This window comes from Pseudomonas putida (genome assembly GCF_028682175.1).
Lineage (GTDB): Bacteria > Pseudomonadota > Gammaproteobacteria > Pseudomonadales > Pseudomonadaceae > Aquipseudomonas > Aquipseudomonas putida_AD.
This window is the reverse complement of sequence record NZ_JANHKS010000032.1, coordinates 1-21,596: the sequence shown is the minus strand read 5'-3', so window position 1 is coordinate 21,596 and position 21,596 is coordinate 1. Positions and strand designations below refer to the sequence as shown.

General features: G+C 62.0%; 21 protein-coding genes and 1 tRNA gene. 7 read left to right on the top strand and 15 right to left on the bottom strand.

The genetic code is table 11. The features are described 5' to 3' along the window. Window positions 1-2 precede the first annotated feature (2 nt). Entirely contained in the window at window positions 3-224 is a 222-nt protein-coding gene (locus tag NPS29_RS20100) for a hypothetical protein (RefSeq protein ID WP_274134576.1), read from the bottom strand. Window positions 225-259: 35 nt separating this feature from the next. Further along, window positions 260-853, bottom strand: coding sequence for a type III secretion protein (locus tag NPS29_RS20095; protein ID WP_274134575.1), 594 nt, complete (start codon window positions 851-853; stop codon window positions 260-262). A gap of 184 nt (window positions 854-1,037) precedes the next feature. Here NPS29_RS20095 and NPS29_RS20090 point away from each other — a divergent pair, with 184 nt between their 5' ends. Beyond that, window positions 1,038-1,820, top strand: a complete 783-nt coding sequence (locus tag NPS29_RS20090; protein WP_274134573.1) for a tetratricopeptide repeat protein — start codon at window positions 1,038-1,040, stop codon at window positions 1,818-1,820. A gap of 11 nt (window positions 1,821-1,831) precedes the next feature. Here the strand turns inward: NPS29_RS20090 and NPS29_RS20085 are convergent, their stop codons facing one another. The 7 genes from NPS29_RS20085 to NPS29_RS20055 form a co-directional block, all read right to left on the bottom strand. Continuing rightward, window positions 1,832-2,260 carry a hypothetical protein gene (locus tag NPS29_RS20085; RefSeq protein ID WP_274134571.1) on the bottom strand — a complete coding sequence of 143 codons (429 nt, stop codon included), beginning with the start codon at window positions 2,258-2,260 and terminating at the stop codon, window positions 1,832-1,834. A 14-nt stretch (window positions 2,261-2,274) separates the two neighbouring features. Beyond that, window positions 2,275-3,555 carry a type II and III secretion system protein family protein gene (locus tag NPS29_RS20080; RefSeq protein ID WP_274134623.1) on the bottom strand — a complete coding sequence of 427 codons (1,281 nt, stop codon included), beginning with the start codon at window positions 3,553-3,555 and terminating at the stop codon, window positions 2,275-2,277. 50 nt (window positions 3,556-3,605) lie between these two features. Beyond that, window positions 3,606-5,747: a type III secretion system export apparatus subunit SctV gene (gene sctV / locus NPS29_RS20075; protein WP_274134569.1), complete on the bottom strand. Its 2,142-nt coding sequence runs from the start codon at window positions 5,745-5,747 to the stop codon at window positions 3,606-3,608. Then, window positions 5,744-6,037 (bottom strand): tetratricopeptide repeat protein, encoded by a 294-nt coding sequence (locus NPS29_RS20070; RefSeq protein WP_274134622.1) that lies wholly within the window; start codon window positions 6,035-6,037, stop codon window positions 5,744-5,746. Before NPS29_RS20070 ends, sctV begins: the two co-directional genes overlap by 4 nt. Before the next feature lie 56 nt (window positions 6,038-6,093). After that, entirely contained in the window at window positions 6,094-6,453 is a 360-nt protein-coding gene (locus NPS29_RS20065) for a hypothetical protein (RefSeq protein WP_274134568.1), read from the bottom strand. After that, window positions 6,450-7,385 carry a SctD/MshK family protein gene (locus NPS29_RS20060; RefSeq protein WP_274134567.1) on the bottom strand — a complete coding sequence of 312 codons (936 nt, stop codon included), beginning with the start codon at window positions 7,383-7,385 and terminating at the stop codon, window positions 6,450-6,452. The genes NPS29_RS20065 and NPS29_RS20060 overlap by 4 nt, the downstream gene beginning before the upstream one ends. Window positions 7,386-7,496: 111 nt before the next feature. Beyond that, a complete protein-coding gene (locus NPS29_RS20055) occupies window positions 7,497-7,661 on the bottom strand; it encodes a hypothetical protein (RefSeq protein WP_268800027.1) in 165 nt (54 codons plus the stop codon). Window positions 7,662-8,364: 703 nt separating this feature from the next. On the opposite strand from NPS29_RS20055, the gene NPS29_RS20050 reads away from it, so the two are divergent. Together NPS29_RS20050 and NPS29_RS20045 are read left to right on the top strand one after the other, a co-directional pair. Then, window positions 8,365-11,781, top strand: coding sequence for a hypothetical protein (locus NPS29_RS20050; protein WP_274134566.1), 3,417 nt, complete (start codon window positions 8,365-8,367; stop codon window positions 11,779-11,781). Between the two features lie 63 nt (window positions 11,782-11,844). Beyond that, a complete protein-coding gene (locus NPS29_RS20045; protein WP_274134565.1) occupies window positions 11,845-14,829 on the top strand; it encodes a type III effector HrpK domain-containing protein in 2,985 nt (994 codons plus the stop codon). A 197-nt stretch (window positions 14,830-15,026) separates the two neighbouring features. Here NPS29_RS20045 and NPS29_RS20040 read toward each other — a convergent pair whose 3' ends face one another. Next, on the bottom strand, window positions 15,027-15,488 hold the full coding sequence (locus NPS29_RS20040) for a hypothetical protein (RefSeq protein ID WP_274134564.1): 462 nt from the start codon (window positions 15,486-15,488) through the stop codon (window positions 15,027-15,029). A 237-nt stretch (window positions 15,489-15,725) separates the two neighbouring features. Between NPS29_RS20040 and NPS29_RS20035 the strand changes: the two genes are divergently transcribed. Continuing rightward, on the top strand, window positions 15,726-16,040 hold the full coding sequence (locus NPS29_RS20035) for a type II toxin-antitoxin system RelE/ParE family toxin (protein WP_274134563.1): 315 nt from the start codon (window positions 15,726-15,728) through the stop codon (window positions 16,038-16,040). Further along, window positions 16,040-16,339 carry a helix-turn-helix domain-containing protein gene (locus NPS29_RS20030; RefSeq protein ID WP_274134562.1) on the top strand — a complete coding sequence of 100 codons (300 nt, stop codon included), beginning with the start codon at window positions 16,040-16,042 and terminating at the stop codon, window positions 16,337-16,339. Before NPS29_RS20035 ends, NPS29_RS20030 begins: the two co-directional genes overlap by 1 nt. 107 nt (window positions 16,340-16,446) lie before the next feature. On the opposite strand, the gene NPS29_RS20025 is transcribed toward NPS29_RS20030, so the two are convergent. The 5 genes from NPS29_RS20025 to dapA all read right to left on the bottom strand — a co-directional run bounded on the left by NPS29_RS20025 (window position 16,447) and on the right by dapA (window position 20,187). Next, window positions 16,447-16,536: transfer RNA gene (locus NPS29_RS20025), tRNA-Ser, on the bottom strand. Window positions 16,537-16,628: 92 nt separating this feature from the next. Continuing rightward, entirely contained in the window at window positions 16,629-17,342 is a 714-nt protein-coding gene (gene purC, locus NPS29_RS20020; RefSeq protein WP_007958019.1) for a phosphoribosylaminoimidazolesuccinocarboxamide synthase, read from the bottom strand. 74 nt (window positions 17,343-17,416) lie between these two features. Beyond that, a complete protein-coding gene (locus tag NPS29_RS20015; RefSeq protein WP_274134561.1) occupies window positions 17,417-18,175 on the bottom strand; it encodes an MBL fold metallo-hydrolase in 759 nt (252 codons plus the stop codon). After that, entirely contained in the window at window positions 18,176-19,291 is a 1,116-nt protein-coding gene (bamC, locus tag NPS29_RS20010) for an outer membrane protein assembly factor BamC (protein ID WP_274134560.1), read from the bottom strand. Between the two features lie 17 nt (window positions 19,292-19,308). Further along, the gene (gene dapA / locus NPS29_RS20005; RefSeq protein WP_274134558.1) at window positions 19,309-20,187 is read right to left on the bottom strand and encodes a 4-hydroxy-tetrahydrodipicolinate synthase; all 879 of its coding nucleotides are present in this window, start codon (window positions 20,185-20,187) and stop codon (window positions 19,309-19,311) included. A 326-nt stretch (window positions 20,188-20,513) separates the two neighbouring features. Here dapA and NPS29_RS20000 point away from each other — a divergent pair, with 326 nt between their 5' ends. Then, a complete protein-coding gene (locus NPS29_RS20000) occupies window positions 20,514-21,077 on the top strand; it encodes a glycine cleavage system protein R (RefSeq protein WP_274134556.1) in 564 nt (187 codons plus the stop codon). A 9-nt stretch (window positions 21,078-21,086) separates the two neighbouring features. After that, window positions 21,087-21,560 (top strand): peroxiredoxin, encoded by a 474-nt coding sequence (locus NPS29_RS19995; RefSeq protein WP_274134555.1) that lies wholly within the window; start codon window positions 21,087-21,089, stop codon window positions 21,558-21,560. The last annotated feature ends 36 nt before the right edge of the window (window positions 21,561-21,596 follow it).

Genomic DNA, 21,596 nt, shown 5'->3' with positions numbered 1-21,596 from the left:
ACCTACTCTTCGTCGTCTTCGGACGACTGGGCTTCGTTCAGCATTTCCTGGGCCTTGGGCATGATGATGAACTGCCCGCCGATGGTGACCGCCTGGGTGATCAGCGCATCGTTGAACTCCTCATCGCTCATCTCGGTCTTGGACTTGTCCACGGCCGCGTTGAACTGTGCCTCGGAGGTGGCGCCGACGTTGGGGGTGGTGCTGTCAATGGGAGTGACGGACATCGTTGTGCTCCTTCTTCAGGTTGGGTTTTGCTGCTTCAGTTGCTCACTTCGGTAACGCTGCTGCCGCGAAATACCCGCACACCGCGTTCCCGCATGACGGGGGCGGCGACCGGGCGACGTTGCTGGTCGACATGCTGCGCAACCATGTTCAGATACGCCGGCGGCCCGGACACGAACAGCTCGTCGCCATCGGGGCCGAAGCGCGACGACAACTGCTTGCCGTACACGTCCAGGCTGTTGAGCCAGGCCTCTAGTTGCTCCGATTGCAACTCCTGGGACTTGAACAGCCGGGTGCCGATTTCGGCGTCGCTGTTGAGGTACAGGATGTTGCCGTCGTAGTACCAGCTCAGGCCGTTGGTCTCGCACAGCTGGGCCAGGAAATCCCCCGCCGAACGGCCACGTACGCTGCTGCGGGCCTTGCCGTGAACCTTGTCCGACATGACCACGATCAACCCCAGGTTGCGGCCGAATTCTTCCAGCGCGGCGCGCACGTCCTGCTCCACCAGCAAGTAGGCATAGGGCTGGGTGAACCACTGCGGGTTATCGCCCGTTGCCTCTTCGGCCAGGGCGATCCCCGGTGCGGCCACGCCCAGCCACACAGCCAGCAGCCATACGAAACGATTACCCATGAAGACGGCTCCGGCAAAGGGTGTCGGCGATGATCGAAGGCATGAAAAACCTGCGCAGATAACGGTCGCCATCGCGCCTCAAGTGGATAGAATGGAGGCCCTTTCGGGAGAGCCGACCCGATCGCGCAGTGACCCTGAGCGATCGCTTCGAGGCCCCGCCGTTCTCGACCCAAGAGCCTTGTCCATGTCCAACCGTTTCCTGCGTACCCTGATGTTGTCCGGCAGCGTGATGCTCGCCTCCTGCGCCAGCCAGCCGGCGGCCGACAGCAGTTACGAACGCTTCATGCGCCTGGCCGCCGACCTTGAAAAACGCGGTGACCCGGCCACCGCAGCCGGGCTCTACGAGAAGGCCACGCAACAGCCCCAGGCGCAGCAACAGGCCTGGCTCAAGCTTGGCGAAACGCGCCTGGCCAGCGGCGACGCACGGGGTGCCGAGCGCGCCTACCAGCAGGCGCTGGAACTTGAGCCCGACGACGCCGCAGCGCTGCTGGGACTGGGCACCGCGCAATTGCGCGAAGGCAAACTGGACCGCGCCGTCACCGTGCTGACCCAGGCCAGCGCCCACGCCGATCAGCCCGAAGCGCTCAACCGTCTGGGCATCGCGCAGATCCTGCGTGGCCAGGCCAGCGAAGCCCAGGCCGCGTTCACCAAGAGTCTCGCGCTGACCCCCAACGATCTCGACACCCGCTGCAACCTCGCCCTGGCCTACGCGCTGGGCGGCCAGTCGCGCCAGGCGCTGGACACCATCGGCAGCGTCGCCAATTCGGCCCGTGCCCTGCCCCGCCATCAACGCAACCAGTTGCTGGTGACGGTGCTGGCCGGACAAGAGAGCGATGTGCAGGCGCTGCGCCTTGATGACATCCCGGCCGCCGACCGGCAGAAGCTGCTGACCGAAGCCCGGCGAATCAAATCCATCAAGGACCCGCAGGCCCAGGCCCGGGAACTGGGTCTGATCGACAGCCATTGAGCGCAACACGGTCACTGGCGCTCCTGCTTGTCGACCGTGGCCTGCTGCTCTGACTGACGTCGGCGCAGCTCCTCGCGATCGTAACCATCGATGTACACCTGCGCCGCACGCCCGACGGGCGCGGCCATGGTCGGGCCGCTCGCCCGGCCCTGCAGCAGGTCCTCGCGCCGCTCGACCATCTGCAGCAAGGTCAGGTTGTTGGCGCAGCCCGGCGGCAGCAACGGCACATAGGTCTCTTCGTCGGTGTCGAACTTGTCCTCCACCGACGGCTTGAGGCATTCATCCGGGATCAGTTCGACACGCCCGTCAGCGCGGGTCATGGTCCGGTAGTCCGGCGAATAGGAGGCAGGCTCCAGATGGGTCTGGCAGCCGCTCAAGAGCATCAGCACCAGGCCCAGCACAGTGACCGGGCGAACGGATGCAGACGTTGCGCGCTTCATGGCTGATCCCCCGCTCATTTGAGGTAGAACCCGAACATGCCGCCATTGCGCGGCCCGGCGGACGCCGTGGTCGCACCTTCGGGGCGGGCGTCGAGGGGCGTGGCCAGAGTGCGGGTGCGCACCGGCTGCACCAGATACGGCGTGATCAGAATCACCAGTTCCGTCTCGTTGCGCTGGAAGCGCTTGGAGCGGAACAGGTTGCCCAGGATCGGCATCTCGCCGAGCATCGGCACCTTCTCGACGTCCTGGCTGCTTTCGCGCTGGAACAGGCCGGCGATGGCGAAGGTCTGGCCGCTGCCGACTTCTACCCGAGTGTCGGCGCGCCGCACCCGGAACGAAGGCACCTGATAGCCGCTGACATTGACTGTGCTTGAGCCCATCAGGCTGCTGACTTCGGGGCGCACTTGCAGGGCGATGCGCTCGTTGGGCAATACCGTGGGGCTGAACAGCAGCGACACGCCGTATTGCTTGTACTCGATGCCTACCAGATCGCGATTGACCGGCACCGGCACCGCCACCTCGCCACCGGCCAGGAAGCTGGCGGTCTGGCCGGTCATGGCGGTGATGTTGGGCTCCGCCAGAATCTCCAGGATGCCGTTGCTTTGCAGGGCTTCGAGCATGGCGTCGATGTTGACGTTGCCCGAAGACAGCCCGGCGCTGATGACGTTGGATGCGCCGCTGGCTGCATCGGCCGCCAGCGAGCCACCGGTCAGCAGGCCAAAGGAAAAGGTGCCGTTGTTGAACAGGGCGTTCCAGTTGACCCCATAACGCAGCAGCTCCGAACGCGACACTTCGGCGAAGCGCACGCGGATGTTGACCTGGGCAGAGCCGGGGTAGGACGCGCCGTTGATCGCGGTCTTGAAGTCCTGGCCTTCGGTGCTGAGCAGGGCGTTGAGGTCGGTCGCCTCGCCTACGCTTTTCACGCTGCCGCTGGCCAGCACGCGGTTGCCCGCGCCTTCGATGCGTGCGGTGCTGCCGGGGTTGAGGCTTTGCAGTGGGCGGCTGACGGCGGTGGTGTTGCTGCTGACTGCAAGGCTCAAAGAGGCGATCTGTTCACCGTCGGCGCCCAGGGCGATCAGGCTGGTCTGCCCGGGCGCCTTGCCGAACACGTAGATCACGCCGGGAGACACCACCTGCAAATCGGCGATGCCGGGTTCGGCGACCATCACCGAATCCACCGGCGCCTTGAAGTTGAGGATGCGCCCTTCACCGGAGGCCAGGTCAACCGTGCCGGTGCTGCCACGGGTGATGTTCTGGGCGAGCGCCAGCGACGGCCCCGCCAACGCAGCAAGCATGACCACACAGATGCCGAAGAAACCACGCAAGCGAAACAGAGAAGAACAGATCATGAGGCAGTCGCCATGGGGGTATTGGCCACGCCGCTGGGCGCGCGGCGGTCGGTGATTTCGTTGAGGCTGACCGTGCCCACGGCCTGCAGGTTGTATTCGCCGGCCAGTTCGCGGAACGACAGCACCGCCAGCTCCAGTTCGCCCCGCACGATCAGGCGACGCATCGCCCGGCGCAGTTCCGGATGCACCAGCAACACGGTGTCCTGTTGTTCGGACAGCCGCTCGCAGGCGTGGCGCAACTGCACCAGCAAGGCGCGGTTGGTGTGTTCGGCAAAAGCATCACGGGTGTTTTCCTGACGGCGCAAGGTGGTGCGCAGTTGCTCTTCCAGGCCCGGGGTCAGCACGAAGGCGCTGATGACCCGGTTGCGGTCGGCGAACTGGTGGCTGATCTGCCGTGCCAGCGCCACGCGCAACTGTTCGGCCAGGCGTATCGCATCGGTTTCACGGCCGCCCCACTCCACCATCGCCTCAAGCAGCGCGCGCTGGTTGCGGATCGACACACCCTCGGCGATCAGCAAGCGCAAGGTTTCGGCAATACGTTGCAGGGGCACACTGCGCAGCACTTCCTTGATGAGTTCGCCGTAGCTGCCCTCAAGGCGTTCCAGAATCGCTCGTGTTTCCTGGATCCCGAGGAAGTCCGCGGCATAGCGGCGCAGGGTGCGCTCGACCACCGCGCCCAGCACTTCATCGGCGCGCATGAAGGCCACGCCCGCCTCCTGCAAACTGTCCTGATGATGCTGCTCGAACCATTGCGCAGGTCGGCGGCTGAGCGGTGAGTCCGCCTCAAGGGCTGGCACGTCGAGCAATTGCGCATGCACCGGATCGTCCTTGAGCAACAGGCAGTCCGTCGGCAGCTCGCCCTCGCTGACCGGCACGCCTTCAAGCTCAATGACGAAACGATTGGCCGCCATGGCCGGGTCCACGAACACGTCGGGCACCGGCACCTCAATACCCAGCTCACCACGCACCTCATGACACAGGGCTTCGATGCGCTGGCGCAATGGCTGGGCAGGCGCTGCCAGTGCGAGGCTGGAACCGAGGCTGAGCAGGATGCGGCTGTCCAGCGGCTTGCTGAGCATCTGCACCGGCTCCGGTGCTTCATACTCGACCTCCGGCGCCTCGATCACATCAGCTTCAGGTGAGGCTTGGATCACCCGACTGCGGCGGTAGATCACCCAGGCCGAGGTGCCGAGCAGCGCCGAAAGCCCGATGAACACGAATGCCGGAAAGCCCGGCAGCAGCGCCACGCCCAACAGAATCAGTGCGGTCAGGCCCAGGGCCATGTGGCTGTTGCCCAACTGCTGGATGATCTCGCTGCCCAGGTTGCCCTGAGCGCTGTCGCTGTTGACGCGGGTCACCACGGTACCGGCAGCCACCGAAATCAACAGCGCGGGGATCTGCGCAATCAGCCCGTCGCCCACGGTCAGCAGCGAGTAGGTATGGACCGCTTCGCCAAACGGCATGTCGCGCTCCAGCATGCCGATCAGCATGCCGCCCAACAGGTTGACCGCAAGAATCACCAGGCCCGCGATGGCGTCGCCCTTGACGAATTTCATGGCGCCATCCATCGCGCCGAACATCTGGCTCTCACGCTCCAGACGCGAGCGACGGCGACGGGCTTCGTGCTGGTCGATGTCGCCGTTGCGCAGGTCGTTGTCGATGCTCATCTGCTTGCCGGGCATCGCATCGAGGGTAAAGCGCGCGGCGACTTCGGCCACCCGCTCGGCACCCTTGGTGATGACCACGAACTGCGCGACGGTGATGATCAGGAACACTACCAGCCCCACGACCACCTGCCCTGCGATCACGAAATCACCGAAGGCCTTGACGATATGACCGGCGTTGCCGTCGAGCAGAATCAGGCGCGTGGTGGTGATCGACAGCGCCAGGCGGAACAGCGTGCTCAACAGAATCAGCGGCGGCAGCGCGGAAAATTCCACCGAGTGCGAGATGTAGAACGCGACGATCAGGATCAGGATGCTCAGCGAGATATTGAGGCCGATCAGCACGTCCACCAGCCAGGTCGGCAGCGGAATGATCATCATGACGATGGCCATCAGCATGAACGCGACGATGATCACGTCACTGCGCCCCGCAGCAATCCGGGCCAGGTCGTTGAAGCGGTTCATGAGCATCATTGCGCGGCTCTCCGGGCGATCAGATAGTCTTTGAAGCATTGCCGCGCCTCGACCTTGCGCGCCGCCCGCCACAGGGCCCGGCTGCGCAAGAGCAACAGGTCGGGCGAATCGCCTTCGATCTCGGTCAGCCGGTCAATCGCGCGCAGCGCCCGGTCGGGCTGCCCACCGGCGGTGAAGGCGGTCGCCAGGCTACGCAGCAACGCCGGATCGTCAGGCGACAGGTGCGCGGCGATCAGCAGCATCACCAGCCCTCGCTGCACCTGGCCGCCCCGGCGATACAGCTCGCCCATGCCCTTGAGCAGCTCGACGGCATCCTGGCTTTGACGAGTGGACCTGTTCACCGGCATCAGGCCTGAGCCTCGGCGCGCTGTTCTTCAAGGCTGCGGCGCAGGTCGATCTCTTCACGAATCAGCGCCTGGGCCAGCTCCTTCACCTGGGGCTCGGCGTCCAGCTCCGGCACCACCTGCTCCAGCACATATTCCAGAAGCTCCACCGACCGCGCGGTGCCAAACAGTTCAGGGCTGATGCCGGTGGTGGACGAGGCGCTTTCGACGTCGCCACGCAATGAGCGACGGGCACGGATTTCGCGCTTGCTCAGGACCGCTTCGAAGCGCGCACCCTGGCGCTGATGGACCGGCTGGACGGCGTCGACCGCAGGGGTTTTTTCGGAAATCGTGGGCAGCGTCGGGCGCGGATCGATTTTCATAGGGTGAAGGTGAACCGCTCTTCGCCACGGGCGAGGATCACCTGATCGTTCTCGATGCGCTCCAGCGTCCAGTCGTCCGCTAGCGCCGCGCCTGGGTACAGCCGCTTGCCGCTCTCATTGACGACGTAGGGATTGGGACCGAACCAGATCGCCTGAAAACGCACCCTTGGCCTTGCGATTTCTGCACGCGGCGTCACCTCGGCATGCAGCACGACCGACTGCCCGTAGCGGCTGTCGAAGGCCTGTTGCACGCTCATCCAGCGCGGCTTGCTGGCCGGGTCGTAGCTGCCTTTCAGGCTGAGCTGGCCTCCGGTTTCGCTGACCTTGATCTGGTTCAGGCCTGCAGCCGCCAGTTGTTTCTCCAGCCACACGCCCGCCTCTGCGGTACCGGGCGATTGACGGTCGTTGCTGACCGCAGGCACAGGGGCTTGGGCGACCTCGGTCGGCGCGACAGCTTCGCCGCGAAAGGCAAACGCACCCACACACAGAAACATCAGCAGCAGCGCGATGATCCAGTGCGGCTTGAGCGCTCTGCTCGATTTGAGAGGGGCGGCATGGGCCGGTGAAGCGGCGGTATCGGTCAACGTCAGGCGTGCCTCGCCCAGGCGAATGTCCACCGGGAAATAGGTGCGGTGGCCGCTGCCGACTGGCACTTTTATTTCCCGGGCGTGACGGCCGATGACGATCACTTCGCCGCCCAGCGCTTCGATCGCCACCTGACCATTGGTAAACCGCAGGGCCATGTGCCGCTCGACGACACCGGCGTCACACAGCAGCAGGTCCGCAGCACCTGCGCTGCCGATGACATAGGCGGCCTTGTCCAGAGACAGGCACACACCCTGGTGCAGGCCATGGGTGATACGCAGTTGGGGAGCGCTCATTCCCGGCGCCAGGGGCGCAGGCACGGAAGTCAGTGAAATCTGGGCTGTCATGTCGGTATACCCGAATCAGGCGTGCAGGCAATGGCGAGGTAGACGCAAAAAAAATCGGGTGATGCCAGAAAAAAACATGCGGGCAGCCTTGCAGCTGCCCGCATGAGCACATCAGTTCTGAGGACGTTGCTTGGTCGCGTCGAGCTCAGCCTTCTTGGCGGTGGTCAGCTCGGTGATCTTTGCCGACTTCTCGATAGCCATGTTGAAGGTGGCTTCCATTTTCGCGATCGCTGCGTCTGCGCCGCCGCCGGAGCTTGCTGGAGGGACTTCTGCCATTTTCTTTCTCCTTACAGGGATGGGGATGTCTTCAGCCGCATTGCGGCACATGGATCATTCATGCACTACCGTAAGGCCGGTTTATTACAAATGAACTTCGGCGTCACGTCAGTGCACGAATCCATACTACGCAGATGAAATTATTCACCGCTGTGAAAACTTGTGAAACGTCATATCCGTCACCCATCCGGCAACTAGGGAGCGCTGAACTGTCACATTAAGCCTGGCGGCTGATACTTGAACTCACGTCCCAATTTCACATTTTTCCGGGCCCGAGTTTGAACTTTATTTTTATTCGTTGTCGCGTCGACTGAAAATCGACGCCAGTTTTACTGCGCATCTCACGGCGACGATACTGGCCAGAAGCCTTGATTCACGCGGCCCAGCCAGGTTGTGAAATCTTGTGAAAACTTGCGCACAGTACGCTCCGCGCCTCGACACTCTGATAGGGTTCCAGCCGTTCGTTAGTTCAAGTCCGACGGTAGATGTCTGTCTGGAGTTCAATGCATTCATGATTCAACATGATTCTGCACGAGATCAGGCACCTCATCTATTCGTCCAGTACGCCCAACTAACCGGTCTGACCCGGCACACTTTCACAGGCGGCTTCCAACTTTAAACCCGTGAGAACAACACGATAACTTGACCGTTCAGACAGGCCCTTGCGTCACCGCCCGAGCGGTTCCAACAGGAGTTCTACCCGATGTCCACTCTCCCCCTGAACAGCACTCTCGATCCGAAAAACCTGACACGGGGCGCAGTGGCGCCGAAGACGCCCTTTACCGCATTTCTAAAGAGCAGCGTAAAGAACGCCGACCAGTACCGGCCTGCCACCGCCGATGAAAAAGCGCCGGCCCTCAAGGACTACAAGTCCATCGAGGAGCCGGGCACCGTGGGTGCCGACATCGTGCGTTTCACCACTCAGGACGGCGAGCAGGTGCTGGTGAGCAAGGCCACCAACCCCAAGCTCTATCAGCAGGTGGTCAATGACCGCCCGGCCCTGGAAGCGATCAAGCAGAGCGGCGATGAAGGCTACACACTCGCCGCTGGCGATGCTCCGCCACCGGAAACCCTCGGCGCCTACAAGTACATCGGGCCGCCGGATGAAAAAGGCTCGGGGCTGATCCGCTATGAACTGCAGGACGGCACCAAGGTGATCGTCGCCGAACAGGAAAACCCCGAGCTGTTCAAGCAGGTCGCCGAGGACTTCAAGGCGCTGTCGGGCATCAATGCCAGCGAAGCGGACGGCTACAAACAGGTCGCAGGCGACGCCAAGCCGCCCAAGACCGGCGACTACCTGAGCATCGGCCCTGCCGACGAAGTCGGGCCGGGGGTGGTGCGTTACGTGACCCAGGACGGCGAGAAGCACATCGTTTCCGAACGCGACAATCCGACCCTGTTCAAGGCCGTGAACGATGCCTACGACACCCTGAGCGGGATCAGCGCCAGCGAGGCCGATGGCTATCGCCGCGCGACCGACAACGAAGTCTGGCCGCCCTACTCCGGCACCGCGGTTGGCGAGGTGGACGAGGTCGGCCCGGGCCTGATCCGCTACAACACCGACACTGACAAGGTGGTCGTCGCCCGCGATGACAACCCGCAACTGTTCGACTACCTCACCTCGCTGCACGAGGTCATCAACGACCCGGCCAAATCCGCCGACATCAATACTGCGGTGTCCGACGGCGCTGTATTGGCCGACCGCGGTACGCCGGTGCCGGGCCTCAATGACTACAAGAACTTCAACTGGACCGTGGGCCAGGAAGGCGAGACGCTGACCTACGAGCTGCATGACGGCACCAAGGTCGTGGTATCCAGGGACCTGACCCCGGAGCTGTTCGAAAGCGCCAGCACCGCCAACGAGACCTGGGGCAAGATCCACAAGAGCGAGGACGAAGGCTACAAACTGGCAGGACCGAACGATTTCCTGAAAAACACCGACATCACCTTCGGCTCGCCGGACGAACTGGGTGACGGTCTGATCCGCTACGAGACCAGCGAAGGCAAGGTCATCGTCTCCAAGGAACTGAGCCCGCAACTGTATGACGACGTGGTCGCCAAGTGGGAAGCCTGGACCAAGACCGAAGTCGACGACACACGCAGCAAGGCCGGCCTGCCGTCCCATGACGAACTGGACGTGCTCAGCCTGGGCACGGGCGTGAAAGCCGACGACAAGGACGAGAACTCCCCGGAGCTGACTGTCAGCGAACTGGCGACCAAGGAGCTGCTTGACGACTACCGCAAGGGCGTCGAGGACGGCTCGATTGCCAAGGACGATCCGCGCGCCAAGCTGGTCCGTGCTCTGGAAGCCCAGGCGGCCTACCAGAACGGTCGCGGCCTGACCGGCTACGAAGAAGAACCCGGCGCCTTTGGCGGCACCTGGCGGGTGTTCGATGACAAGCAGACCGAGCTGACCTCAGCCGACATGCACGACATCATCGACGGCGGGAAACTGCAGGAGCAGATCGGCACCCTGTTCTCCGACCCGACCGTCAGCGCCGACTACAAGTCGAAGATGGACGGCGCCATCAACCGCCTGCCGAACAAGGACGAGATCAAGCAGAAGCTGCTGGACCTCACCAACAACCCGGATTACGTCACCTACCTCAAGGACCTGCAGAAACAGGGCAAGGAGCACGAAGCACAGCAGGACCTCAGCGATACCCTGACTTCGCTGTCGCTGTTCGATCCGGACGCTGCCACCAAGGCCGCGCAATCTATCCAGGCCGACGGCCTGACCAGCGACCTGAACGACCTGATCGCCGACCCGAGCAAGATCTCCGACGAGAACAAGGAACTGGCGACCAAGGACGAATTCGGCCTGCTCAAAAGCGTGCTCAAGGGCGAGTTGCTCGACCTGCCACGCCGTACCCAGGAAGTCATCGAGAAGTTTCTTGAAGAAGGTCTGGGGGACAAGAAGAAATTGTCCGCCGTCACCAAGGCGCTGGAAGAAGTGGGCGAAGCCTACAAGACCAACGGCAAGGTCACCGAGGCCGACATCAAGACCGCGCTGTCCAAGTCCTACGTACCGATTGCCGACCGCGGCACCCTGGGCGAGGTATTCAGCGCGCTCAACACCAAGGGCATCCTGGGCTCCATGGGGGCCGGTGTCTCGTTGTTCTCCGGGATCTACCAGTTGGCAGGCAACGGCGGCAAGCTCGCGGAAACTCCGCAGCAGCGCCTGGCCATCGCCAAGGACTTCCTGAGTTTCGCCGGCGCCGGCAACCACTTCGTCAAGCTGGGTGATGCCGTCGCCGACCTGGTGGGCAAAGGCGGCATGGTCGATTTCCTCGGCCTGGACAAGACCCTGCCGGAAATCTGGGGCAAGCAAGGCATCCAGTCACCGCTGGTGGATGTGCGCGATCCCAAGCTGTCCGAAGCGCTCAAGACCAAGATCGGCAACGCGCTGGACATCACCCCGGACATCTCCAACATCCTGGGCGATGGCAAGGGCACTTTCGCCGACGCCGAGAAGATCCAGGGCGGCATCACCCAACGTCTGGACGACGCGGTGTCCGGCGCCGGTGCGGCGAAACTGGGTGCCGGCAAGGCCGCGAAAATCGCAGGCTCGGTCATCAAGGTGCTGGGCCCGGCCTCCGACGTGGTGGGCGGCTTTGCCGACATCGTGCTCGGCGCGTTCACCATCAAGAGCGGCGTCGAAACCGGTGACCCGCTGGCCAAGGCCGCCGGTGGCCTGCAGATCGCCGCAGGTGCGTTCGGCGCATCGGCCGGTGTGCTGGGTGCCGCAGCGCTGGTCGGCGCGGGGTCGGCGGCGGCGCTGACCGGGCCGTTCTTCCTGGTGGGCGTGGTGCTGGCAGTGATCGGCGGGATCATCGGCTACTTCGTCGACCACAACAAAAAACAGAAGGCCAGCGAGAAGGAAAACGACTGGTACCGCGACCTCGCCGCCGACGGCCTGTTGCAGGACAACTGGGGCGACAAGGTCGAGTACCTGCACTACTCGATCCACAACTACGGTGGCCGCGAGGCCCCGCCCGATGACAGCCTGTTCCGCTTCCAGAGCGCCGAGTGGCAGCACTTCGACGAAACGCCACAGAAAGGCGGATCGTCGAGCAACCGCCTGGACGATGAACTGCACGTCGATTACGACAAGAAATAACCCCTTCACGCCGCGTCCCGCCAGTGACGCGGCGTTCACCGTTTCAGTCCAGGAGCCTGCCAAATGTCCCTCGCTGTCAACGAAGTCACCAAGACCAATGCCGTTGTCGATGGCAAATCAGACGCCCTCTGGGGCGACGCCGTCGACCGCGCCAAAGCCAAGGATGCCGGCATCGAATGGCAACTGCCCAAGGATGACCACCGCACGGTCGAACACATCATCGACGACAGCCCGCTGCTCAAGAACCTCGGCAACCAGAGCGGCGTGAAGGACAAACTCAAGGAGCGCGTCGGTGATTTCGAAACCGACCGTGACGCAGCCTATCGCGCCACCCAGGTGCTCGATCACATCGAGCAACTGGACGAGGGCGGCAGCCGCATCGCGGGCAAGGACGTGAACAACGGCAGGGTCGACGGCTTCACCAAAGGCGGCGATGCCAGGCACGGGACCGAGGCCGGCCGTCTCCAGGACTTCGGCAAGTACGGCTTCGAAAACCTCAAGGGCGAGCTTAAGCACATTGAAACGGCGGGCGACAACAGCGCCTCCAAAGAGAAGGCCGAGGCCCTGGGGATCAAGTGGGAGCGCCCGGAAGGTGACACCCGCTCGGCCCAGGACATCATTGACGACAACCCGCTGCTCAAGAACCTGGGCAACCAGAGCGGCGTGAAAGACATGCTCAAGGAGCAGGTCGGCGACTTCGAAAAAGACCCTGATGCAGCCTTTCGCGCAAGCCAGGTGCTGGATCGCATCGTCGGCTACGACGAGAACGGCAAGGTCCTCACCGGCGATGACGTCGCCAACAGCAGTGTTGACGGCTTTACCAAAAGCGGCGAAGCCAAGCACGGCACCGAAGCCGGACGCCTCCAGGACTTCGGCAAGTACGGCTTCGAATCCCTGCCCAAGGCCCAGGCCAGCGAAGACATCGCAAGCTACAAGGATTACCTCAAGGCCAAGCCGGATGCCGACGCCGGGTCCAAGGAAATCGCCGAGTACGCGGCGATCCTCGAACAGAAGTACGACTCGATCCGCGGCAAGACCGACGCAGGCGATACGCTGACCGCGCAGAACATCAAGGATTACAAGGACGCCAATGGGCAGCTGTCCGACAAGGAAAAGGCCGCACTGGATTTCTGGTCGCAACCGGGTGCGTTCAAGATCCTTGATACGTCCAGCAAACTCCTGGCCGGCGGCGCTGACGGCAAAGCCAGCAAGGCGGACATCCAGACCTGGCTGAAGGATTCCGCCCCGGCCGACGCCACCGGCCTGAGCGCGCTGCTGTCAACTGTCGTCTCGGGCAACGTCACGGCGAATGTCGACACCAGCAAACTGGGCAAGGACGTCTTCGAACATCCCGAAAAATATTCCGCAGAAGAAAAGGCCGCCGTGCTGCTCGATCTGCAAAACGCCCAGAAGCTGGTGATCGAGGGCGCCAAGGCCGGAATGTGGGGGGATGACTACGGCAAGGTGGCGATTGCCAACGGATCTGGCGCGTTCTGGGAGCCGGACAAGGTCCTGCAGGACATCAACGACCACATGAGCATCCTGCAGAACGACAAGCCCACGGCCGAGTACATCAAGAACAAGGGGGACGAGTCGATCAAGTCGCTGTTCGACTCCAGCCCGGGCCTCAAGGACGCCGTGACCAAGACCTACGAGGACCAGATCAAGTCCGGCAAGGCGCTGGACGCCGCGTGGGACGCCTCCACCCAGGACGGCAAGACCAACCAGCCCGAAGCACTGGCCAATTTCTATGCGACAGCACAGAGTTACCAGTCGATGCTCGGCATCAGCGATCCCGCCGATATCCAGGCCGCCGTGGGCAAGTCATCCCATAACGAAGCGATCCAGGCGTATTACAAGGACTCGCTGGCCTCGGGCGACCGCCTGCGTGAACTGCTCAAGACCGAAACCCCTGAAGCGGCCGGCAGCACATTCAGCCTTGAAGTGGCACTGTACAACGGTGCACTGGACCCGGAATTCACCAACCAGTTCGACAAGCAGCTCAACGACAACTTCTCCAGCATCGCTCAGGAAAACGCCTTCAAGGGCTCGAGCTTCGACGACCTCAAGGCCGCCTATGGCAAGGATGGCGGCGCCGAGCTGGACGAAGACAAGCTGCGCGAGCGCATCGACCAGATCCGCAACGACTCCCCCGAACTGCTGATGAACGAAGACGGCAGCGTTGCCACCACCGATCAGATCGTCGCGGGTTTCCGTGGCAACTGGGACATGTTCCGTCAGGGCACCAAGTTCCTGGACAAGATGGGCAAACTGTCCGACTTCGACCCAAGTGGCGATGCCAAGGGCGCGTACGGCAGTGGCACCCTGCACGCCGTGAGTGGCCTGTTCCTGGCTGGCGTGACCATCGCTCGCGGGACCCAGAACGGCGGCAAACTCTCGGACAAGAATATCTCCGACATCACCACCGGCTCGGTACAGACCACCACCGTGCTCACCGAGGGCGGCTCCAAGGCCTATCAGCAGTACCTGGACGGCGCGATCGAGAAAGGCAATAAACTGGTCGCCGACAATAACCTGCCCGCCGACCAGCTCGACAAGATCAAGGACAACGTCAAGGACGGCAAGAACTACAAGAACATCGCGAAGAACTTCGAAGAAAGCGCCAAGGGTATTGGCGGCCTGGCCGGCATCGCAGCGGGGGCGTACGGCATCTTCGACGGCGTGCAGGCGATCCGTCGAGGCGACACACTGACCGGCGGCTTCGGCATCACAGCAGGCTCGTTGGGTATCCTGGCAGGCTCGGCGTCGGTCGCAGAGGGCAGCATGGCGCTGCTGGGCGTCACGCGCTTCCTGCCCGCAGTGGCTTCCGTCGCGGGGGCCCTGGGCTTCCTGGGCGCTGGCGTGGCGGTGCTCGGCGCGATCATTCCGGGGCTGGTCAAAGAGGGCCAGCAGCAAGCCAAGGCCGACGACTTCGCCCAGGTGCTGGGCGGCTCGATCGAACGCTATGGCATCGACGGCGTGAAGGACGGCACCATCAGCGACATCCCGACCAAGGACTGGCCGGGTGGCGAAACCTGGACCTCATGACCTGATCAAGCTTCGCCATACATCCTGTAGGAGCGCGCTTGCCCGCGATAGCGGTTTGTCAGTCACGCTCAATGTGACTGGCAAACTGGATCGCGGGCAAGCGCGCTCCTACAAGGCATGAATGTCACTCTTATACTTCGTACAAAAAAATCCCCGGGCCATGACCTGGGGATTTTTTTGTAACCAGCGCTTTGTAATCAGTTGCTCGGACGCTGCTTGGTCGAGTCCAGCTCAGCCTTCTTGCCGGTGGTCAGCTCAGTGATCTGCGCCGACTTGGCGATGGCCAGATCAAAGGTGTCCTGCATCTTGGCGATAGCATCGGTCGCCGTGCCGTTCAGACCGCCGCTGGCTGCCCATTCGAAGTTCCACACGCCCGACAGGTTATCGGCACCGGCCACGTCATGGGTCTCGATGGCGGTGAACACATCCGGATGACGCTGCATGTACTGCGCCGCGCTCGACACATCGGCAGGCACCTTGCCCGACGTATCACTGGCCAGCTTCGCCAGATCCTGGCTGGTGATCGCACCCTTGCCGTTCTGCTTCATGTAATCGGCGATGATCTTGCTGGACTTGGCGATGTTCAACTTGTCATCGAACGCCGTCGTCGAGGATTTCTGGCTGCTTGGCTGGTTGCCGGTAGGCGATACGGTACTCATTGCGCTGCTCCCTCACTCGAATGATGGCACCGTCACACTAACGATACCCCACCGAGGACGTTAGCATGGGCAAATCGCCTTTATTGCGAGGCTTCACAACGTTTCACAGGGTGGGGAAGATTTCACGGTGTGGGCTGGGCCAGGCGGCTTTTCAGATGACGGGGCAGAGAAGTGCTTGCGCATCTTTGAGTGACGCCCTACCATCGGCATACGCCAATGACGCACACAAGGGATTGCATGATTTTCATCGAGTCGCCGATTTTCACGTCAGATTTGAAAGAGCATCTGAGCGACGATGAGTATGGAAAGCTGCAAACCTATCTCGCAGAGCATCCCGAGGCTGGCTCGCTTATGGAAGACACGGGCGGTCTTCGAAAGATTCGTTGGGCGGCAAAAGGCAAAGGCAAAAGTGGTGGCGTTCGAGTGATTTATTACTATGTCACTGCAGCCCGTCAGATACGGCTGGTTTTGATCTATCGCAAGGGAATCATGGATACCTTGACTGACAGCCAGAAAGCGCAGCTTCGCGCACTTAACAAGGGGTGGAAATAATGGAAAAGAATCTCTTCGATCGTCTTGTGGAAAGCATGACTCAGATGGATGAGATCGATCGCGGTGAGCGCCAACCATCGCGTGAATTCCACGTAGACGCAGTCCAGGTCAAAAAGATTCGTCAAGCAACGGGACTTTCCCAGGCCATGTTTGCCAAGCGTATCGATGTGGCTGTTGGAACCCTGCGCAATTGGGAACAAGGCCGCCGCGAACCGGAAGGCCCAGCCCGCGCGTTGCTTCGAGCCATTCACAACGACCCCAAACATGTGCTTGCTGCGCTGAGCGCTCAAATTGATTAAAGCCCGCTGATAGCGGGCTTTTTTCTGCCTATCTGGCCTGTGACGGATTTTGTCGGACCGAAACGAAAAAGCCCCGAACGCTTTCACGTTCGGGGCTTTTCAAATAATGGCGGAGAGATAGGGATTTGAACCCTAGGTACTGTCGCCAGTACAACGGATTTCGAATCCGTCCCGTTCGGCCACTCCGGCATCTCTCCAACGGCGCGCATCATAACAGCTTGGGGTGAAAACGCGAACCTTTTTTTCAAAATTTTCGCGTTTTTTCAGATGCTTGCGACGGTTTCTCTTTTTAGAGAGGCACGCCCAGGCGGTTTGCCACTTCTTCGTAGGCTTCGATGACGTCACCGAGGCCCTGGCGGAAGCGGTCCTTGTCCATCTTCTTCTTGGTGTCCTTGTCCCACAGGCGGCAGCCGTCCGGGCTGAATTCGTCGCCCAGGACGATGGAGCCGTCGCTGAACACGCCGAATTCCAGTTTGAAGTCGACCAGCAGCAGGCCTGCGTCGTCGAACAGTTTGCTCAGGACTTCATTGACCTTGAGCGACAGTTCTTTCATGCGCGCCAGTTGCTCGGCGGTGCCCCAGCCGAACGCCACGACGTGGGATTCGTTGATGAACGGGTCGCCCTTGGCGTCGTCCTTCAGGAACAGCTCGAAGGTGTACGGGTTGAGCTTCATGCCCTCTTCGACGCCCAGGCGCTTGACCAGGCTGCCGGCGGCGTAGTTACGCACGACGCACTCGACCGGGATCATGTCGAGTTTCTTGACCAGCACTTCGTTGTCGGCCAGCAGTTTGTCGAACTGGGTCGGAATGCCGGCCGCTTCGAGTTTCTGCATGATGAAGGCGTTGAACTTGTTGTTCACCATGCCCTTGCGGTCGAGCTGTTCGATGCGCTTGCCGTCGAACGCCGAGGTGTCGTTGCGAAACAGCAGGATCAAGCGGTCAGCGTCGTCGGTCTTGTAAACCGACTTGGCTTTGCCGCGGTAGAGTTCTTCACGTTTTTCCATGATGGGCTCCGCTTGCAGAAATGTTCGGGGCAGGTGCCCTTTAAAAATAGACGGGCTGTCGCCCATTCGGGATGTCAGGCGATTTCGCGCCAGTCGAGCCCACAATCTTGATCGGCCAATTGTAGCCAGTCCGGATCGCACCCGAGGGTGTCGACGAAACATTGCCGGGCCAGGTGCGGCAGGTTGTTCTTGCTGCTCAGGTGGGCCAGCACCAGGTGTTGCAGGCCCTGCCATCCCAGCTCGCTCACCAGGCTTGCGGCCTGGTGGTTGTTCAAATGTCCGAATTGCCCGCCCACCCGTTGTTTCAGGAAGTACGGGTAATGCCCTCGCGCCAGCAGGTCACGGCAGTGGTTGGACTCGATCATCAGCGCATCCAGCCCGCTGTAGCTGGCCAGCACCGAGGGGCAGTACGAGCCCAGGTCGGTCAACAGGCCAAAGCGGCGGCGCCCGTCATTGAAGACGAACTGTGTCGGCTCCAGCGCATCGTGGGCCACCGAGACCACATCGATGTTCAGGCCGCCGATCTGCACGCCCTGCCCCGCCACCAGCTTCATTCCCGCCTCGACCGGCTTGCGCATGCCGCGCAAGGTGCCGTCGCTGAGATAGACCGGTACATCGTAGCGCCGGGACAGCAAACCCACGCCATGCACGTGGTCGGCATGTTCGTGGGTCACCATGATGGCGCTCAACTGATGACCGCTGACGCCCAGCCTGTCCAGCCGACGCTCGGTTTCCTTCAGGGAGAAACCGCAGTCGACCAGGACATACGTGTCGTTGCTCGCAACCAGCGTGCCGTTGCCACGGCTGCCGCTGCCAAGAACCGCGAAACGCACTTAGCCGAGGTTGTCTTGAATGACGCTCAACACGCGACGGGCAATTTCAGCCGGCGCCACGGTATTGATGTTCTTCTCGACGGTCACTTGAACGTTGTCGCCAACCTTGCTCAGGCGCACCTGATAGCGCTCTGCACGGGCTTCTTTCTGTTCCTTGGTCTCTTCACTGCCAAACATGCGGGCGAAGAAGCCAGGCTTGTTCTCGGGCTTGTCGGCCTTTTCCGCAAGGTTGATGTAGTACAGGCCCAGGCTGCGGTTGATGTCTTCGACGCGCCAGTCACCCTGGTTCAGTGCACGACCTACGCTTGACCATGCGCGATCCAGGTCGGCGCCCAGGTTCAGCACCGGGTTGCCGCTACCGTCTTCGGACAGCGAGACGCGGCTCGGGGTGTCGTAATCACGTGCGGCCAGCAGGGACACCGAACCGCCCTTCTCGGCAGTGCGGCTCAGGCTAGCCAGCATGTCGTCGGTCAGGACCGAATCCAGGCCGACGTTGGTGCTGCGAGAAGGGAAGGCAGGCTCTTCGCTGCTGCCAGCCGGACGCTGGACGCTGACCACGTAGATTTCACTGGTGTTGCGCTGCACGCCCGGTTCGATCCGAACACGTACGCGGGTTTCGGTGCTGGCACTGTCACCCGCCCCGGCCAGGCGCTTGCCAACCGATGCGGACAGTTCGTCTGCACGCTGCCAGGTGGTGTTGAATTCGCCAGTCTGAGGACGGTCTTCGGCGATGCGGAAACCGTTGTCTTCAAAATACTGGTGGGCCACCGGCCAGACTTCGGCAGGTGCGCGCTGCGCCAGGACCCAGCGGTTGTCGCCGCTCTTCTGCAGCGAGTAGTCGCTGGACTCGGCAACGGTGGACAGCGGCTGCGGACGCGGGACCTTGAATTCACCCTTCTGGGTGTCATCGGCGACGTTGCGCGGAATCGGCAGCAGAGGGTCCAGGCGCTTGGCTTCCTGGATGCCTTCAGGCAATTGCATCGGTGGTTTCTGGGTCGCTTCCAGGTAATCGCTGCTGCGATCACGGAAGTAACCGTCCTGCCCGAACAGCCAGCTGCAACCGCTGGTGCTGGAAATGATCAAGGCTAGTGCGGAAAGTCCGGCCAGTCGCTTCATTGCGTAGTGCTTCCTCATTAAACCAAAACACCGGACTGACGCAGGGCCTGACGTACCGGCTCGTGGCAGGACTCGCTGAGCCAGGTGAGCGGCAGACGGATACCGTCCGGCATCATTCCCATCTCATGCAGGGCCCATTTCACGGGGATAGGGTTGGATTCGATGAACAGGGTCTTGTTCAGCGGCATCAGTTTTTCGTGGATGGCGCGGGCGGTGACGGCGTCACCGGCCATCGCGGCGCGGCACAGGTCGGCCATGGCACGCGGTGCGACGTTGGCGGTCACGGAGATGTTGCCCTTGCCACCGAGCAGGATCAGCTCCACGGCGGTCGGATCGTCACCGGAGTAGACCAGGAAGTCGCTGTCGACGCCGGCCAGGATGTCCTTGGCGCGCTGCAGGTCGCCGGTGGCTTCCTTGATGGCGATGATGTTCTTGATCTTCGACAGGCGGATCACGGTCTCGGCTTTCATGTCGCAGGCGGTGCGGCCTGGCACGTTGTAGAGGATCTGCGGGATATCGACGGCTTCGGCGATGAACTTGAAGTGCTGGTACAGGCCTTCCTGGGTCGGCTTGTTGTAGTACGGGGTAACCAGCAGGCAGGCGTCGGCGCCGGCGGTCTTGGCGTTGCGGGTCAGCTCGACCGCTTCGTGGGTGGAGTTGGCACCTGTGCCCGCGATCACCGGAATGCGACCGGCGACCTGCTTGACCACGTGACGGATGACTTCGATGTGTTCGTTGACGTCCAGCGTCGCCGACTCACCTGTAGTACCGACGGCAACGATGGCGTCGGTGCCCTCTTTCAGGTGAAAGTCCACCAGTTTGCTCAGGCTGTCCCAGTCAAGACGACCCTGTGCATCCATAGGTGTGACCAGTGCCACCATACTGCCCGCAATCATGCAAACCGCTCCTGCCGGAAAAAGAGAGCGGTAATGGTACTGGCGCCATCAACCTTGCACAAGCGAAGTACCACGGTTTCAGCCGCCGAGAGCATTCCCCTCGGCGACGGTTTTCGCTACCCTTCGGTCTTTGATCGGTACCGGTCATCTGCGCAGCTCGTCCGAGAGTTCGTTTTCTTCACTACAAACCCCGTTCCAGCAGTGCTGCCGCCCGATGCGAGAGGCTGCACGGGCACGGGTTCCAGTCGAAGCCACGATCGATACTTTCACCGAGTCCGCCGCACCGACCCACAATGTACCGACCGCTCATCGCTTAGGAATGCTGCATGTCGTCCATCCCCACAGTTCGCGAACAATTCCTTGTCATCAGTGCCCTTGGGGCCAACCCGATGGAGCTGACCAACGTCCTGTGCCGCGCCAGTCATGAAAACCGTTGCTCGGTAGTCAGCTCGCGCCTCACTCGCCATGGCGAATGCAGCGCGTTGATCCTGCAGGTCTCCGGCAGCTGGGACGCCCTGGCGCGCCTGGAGACCGGCCTGCCGAACCTGGCCAAGAAGCATGCGTTCACCGTCAACGTGGTGCGCAGCGCCTCGCTGGAAAGCCGTCCGGAAGCCCTGCCTTACGTTGCGTACGTAAGCTCGGCCTACCGCCCGGACATCATCAACGAGCTGTGCCAGTTCTTCATCGACCACCATGTCGAGCTGGAAAATCTGATCTGCGACACCTATCAGGCCCCGCAGACCGGCGGCACCATGCTCAATGCGACGTTCACCGTGACCCTGCCGGCCGGCACCCAGATCAGTTGGCTGCGTGACCAGTTCCTGGACTTCGCCGACGCCCTCAACCTCGATGCGCTGATCGAACCATGGCGCCCGCAAGCCCCAATGTAAGGACATCCCATGGCTGTAGAACTGGACAAACCCGTTGCCGACTTTCAGGTACAGGCCACCAGCGACCAGGTGGTAAGCCTGTCGGCCCTCAAGGGCCAGCAAGTGGTGATTTACTTCTACCCCAAGGACAGCACGCCAGGCTGCACCAGCGAGGGCCAGGGCTTTCGCGATCAGTTCGCGGACTTCAAGGCGGCCAACACCCTGGTGTTCGGCGTGTCCCGCGATGGCCTGAAATCCCATGAGAATTTCAAGGCCAAGCAGGCATTCCCCTTCGAGCTGATTTCCGACAAGGACGAGGCGCTTTGCCAGCTGTTCGACGTGATCAAGCTCAAGAAGCTGTACGGCAAGGAATACATGGGCGTTGATCGCAGCACCTTCCTGATCGACAAGAACGGTGTGCTGCGCAAGGAATGGCGTGGGGTGAAGGTACCGGGGCATGTGGCCGCGGTGCTGGAAGCGGCTCAGGCGCTGAACAACGCCTGACACGATTTCCATGTAGCAGCACGGCTTGCCGGCGGG

Coding starts and splice junctions, on each gene's coding strand:
- NPS29_RS20100 (WP_274134576.1), bottom strand. CDS start 224: ATGTCCGTCACTCCCATTGACAGCACCACCCCCAACGTCGGCGCCACC.
- NPS29_RS20095 (WP_274134575.1), bottom strand. CDS start 853: ATGGGTAATCGTTTCGTATGGCTGCTGGCTGTGTGGCTGGGCGTGGCC.
- NPS29_RS20090 (WP_274134573.1), top strand. CDS start 1,038: ATGTCCAACCGTTTCCTGCGTACCCTGATGTTGTCCGGCAGCGTGATG.
- NPS29_RS20085 (WP_274134571.1), bottom strand. CDS start 2,260: ATGAAGCGCGCAACGTCTGCATCCGTTCGCCCGGTCACTGTGCTGGGC.
- NPS29_RS20080 (WP_274134623.1), bottom strand. CDS start 3,555: ATGCTTGCTGCGTTGGCGGGGCCGTCGCTGGCGCTCGCCCAGAACATC.
- sctV (WP_274134569.1), bottom strand. CDS start 5,747: ATGATGCTCATGAACCGCTTCAACGACCTGGCCCGGATTGCTGCGGGG.
- NPS29_RS20070 (WP_274134622.1), bottom strand. CDS start 6,037: ATGGGCGAGCTGTATCGCCGGGGCGGCCAGGTGCAGCGAGGGCTGGTG.
- NPS29_RS20065 (WP_274134568.1), bottom strand. CDS start 6,453: ATGAAAATCGATCCGCGCCCGACGCTGCCCACGATTTCCGAAAAAACC.
- NPS29_RS20060 (WP_274134567.1), bottom strand. CDS start 7,385: ATGACAGCCCAGATTTCACTGACTTCCGTGCCTGCGCCCCTGGCGCCG.
- NPS29_RS20055 (WP_268800027.1), bottom strand. CDS start 7,661: ATGGCAGAAGTCCCTCCAGCAAGCTCCGGCGGCGGCGCAGACGCAGCG.
- NPS29_RS20050 (WP_274134566.1), top strand. CDS start 8,365: ATGTCCACTCTCCCCCTGAACAGCACTCTCGATCCGAAAAACCTGACA.
- NPS29_RS20045 (WP_274134565.1), top strand. CDS start 11,845: ATGTCCCTCGCTGTCAACGAAGTCACCAAGACCAATGCCGTTGTCGAT.
- NPS29_RS20040 (WP_274134564.1), bottom strand. CDS start 15,488: ATGAGTACCGTATCGCCTACCGGCAACCAGCCAAGCAGCCAGAAATCC.
- NPS29_RS20035 (WP_274134563.1), top strand. CDS start 15,726: ATGATTTTCATCGAGTCGCCGATTTTCACGTCAGATTTGAAAGAGCAT.
- NPS29_RS20030 (WP_274134562.1), top strand. CDS start 16,040: ATGGAAAAGAATCTCTTCGATCGTCTTGTGGAAAGCATGACTCAGATG.
- purC (WP_007958019.1), bottom strand. CDS start 17,342: ATGGAAAAACGTGAAGAACTCTACCGCGGCAAAGCCAAGTCGGTTTAC.
- bamC (WP_274134560.1), bottom strand. CDS start 19,291: ATGAAGCGACTGGCCGGACTTTCCGCACTAGCCTTGATCATTTCCAGC.
- dapA (WP_274134558.1), bottom strand. CDS start 20,187: ATGATTGCGGGCAGTATGGTGGCACTGGTCACACCTATGGATGCACAG.
- NPS29_RS20000 (WP_274134556.1), top strand. CDS start 20,514: ATGTCGTCCATCCCCACAGTTCGCGAACAATTCCTTGTCATCAGTGCC.
- NPS29_RS19995 (WP_274134555.1), top strand. CDS start 21,087: ATGGCTGTAGAACTGGACAAACCCGTTGCCGACTTTCAGGTACAGGCC.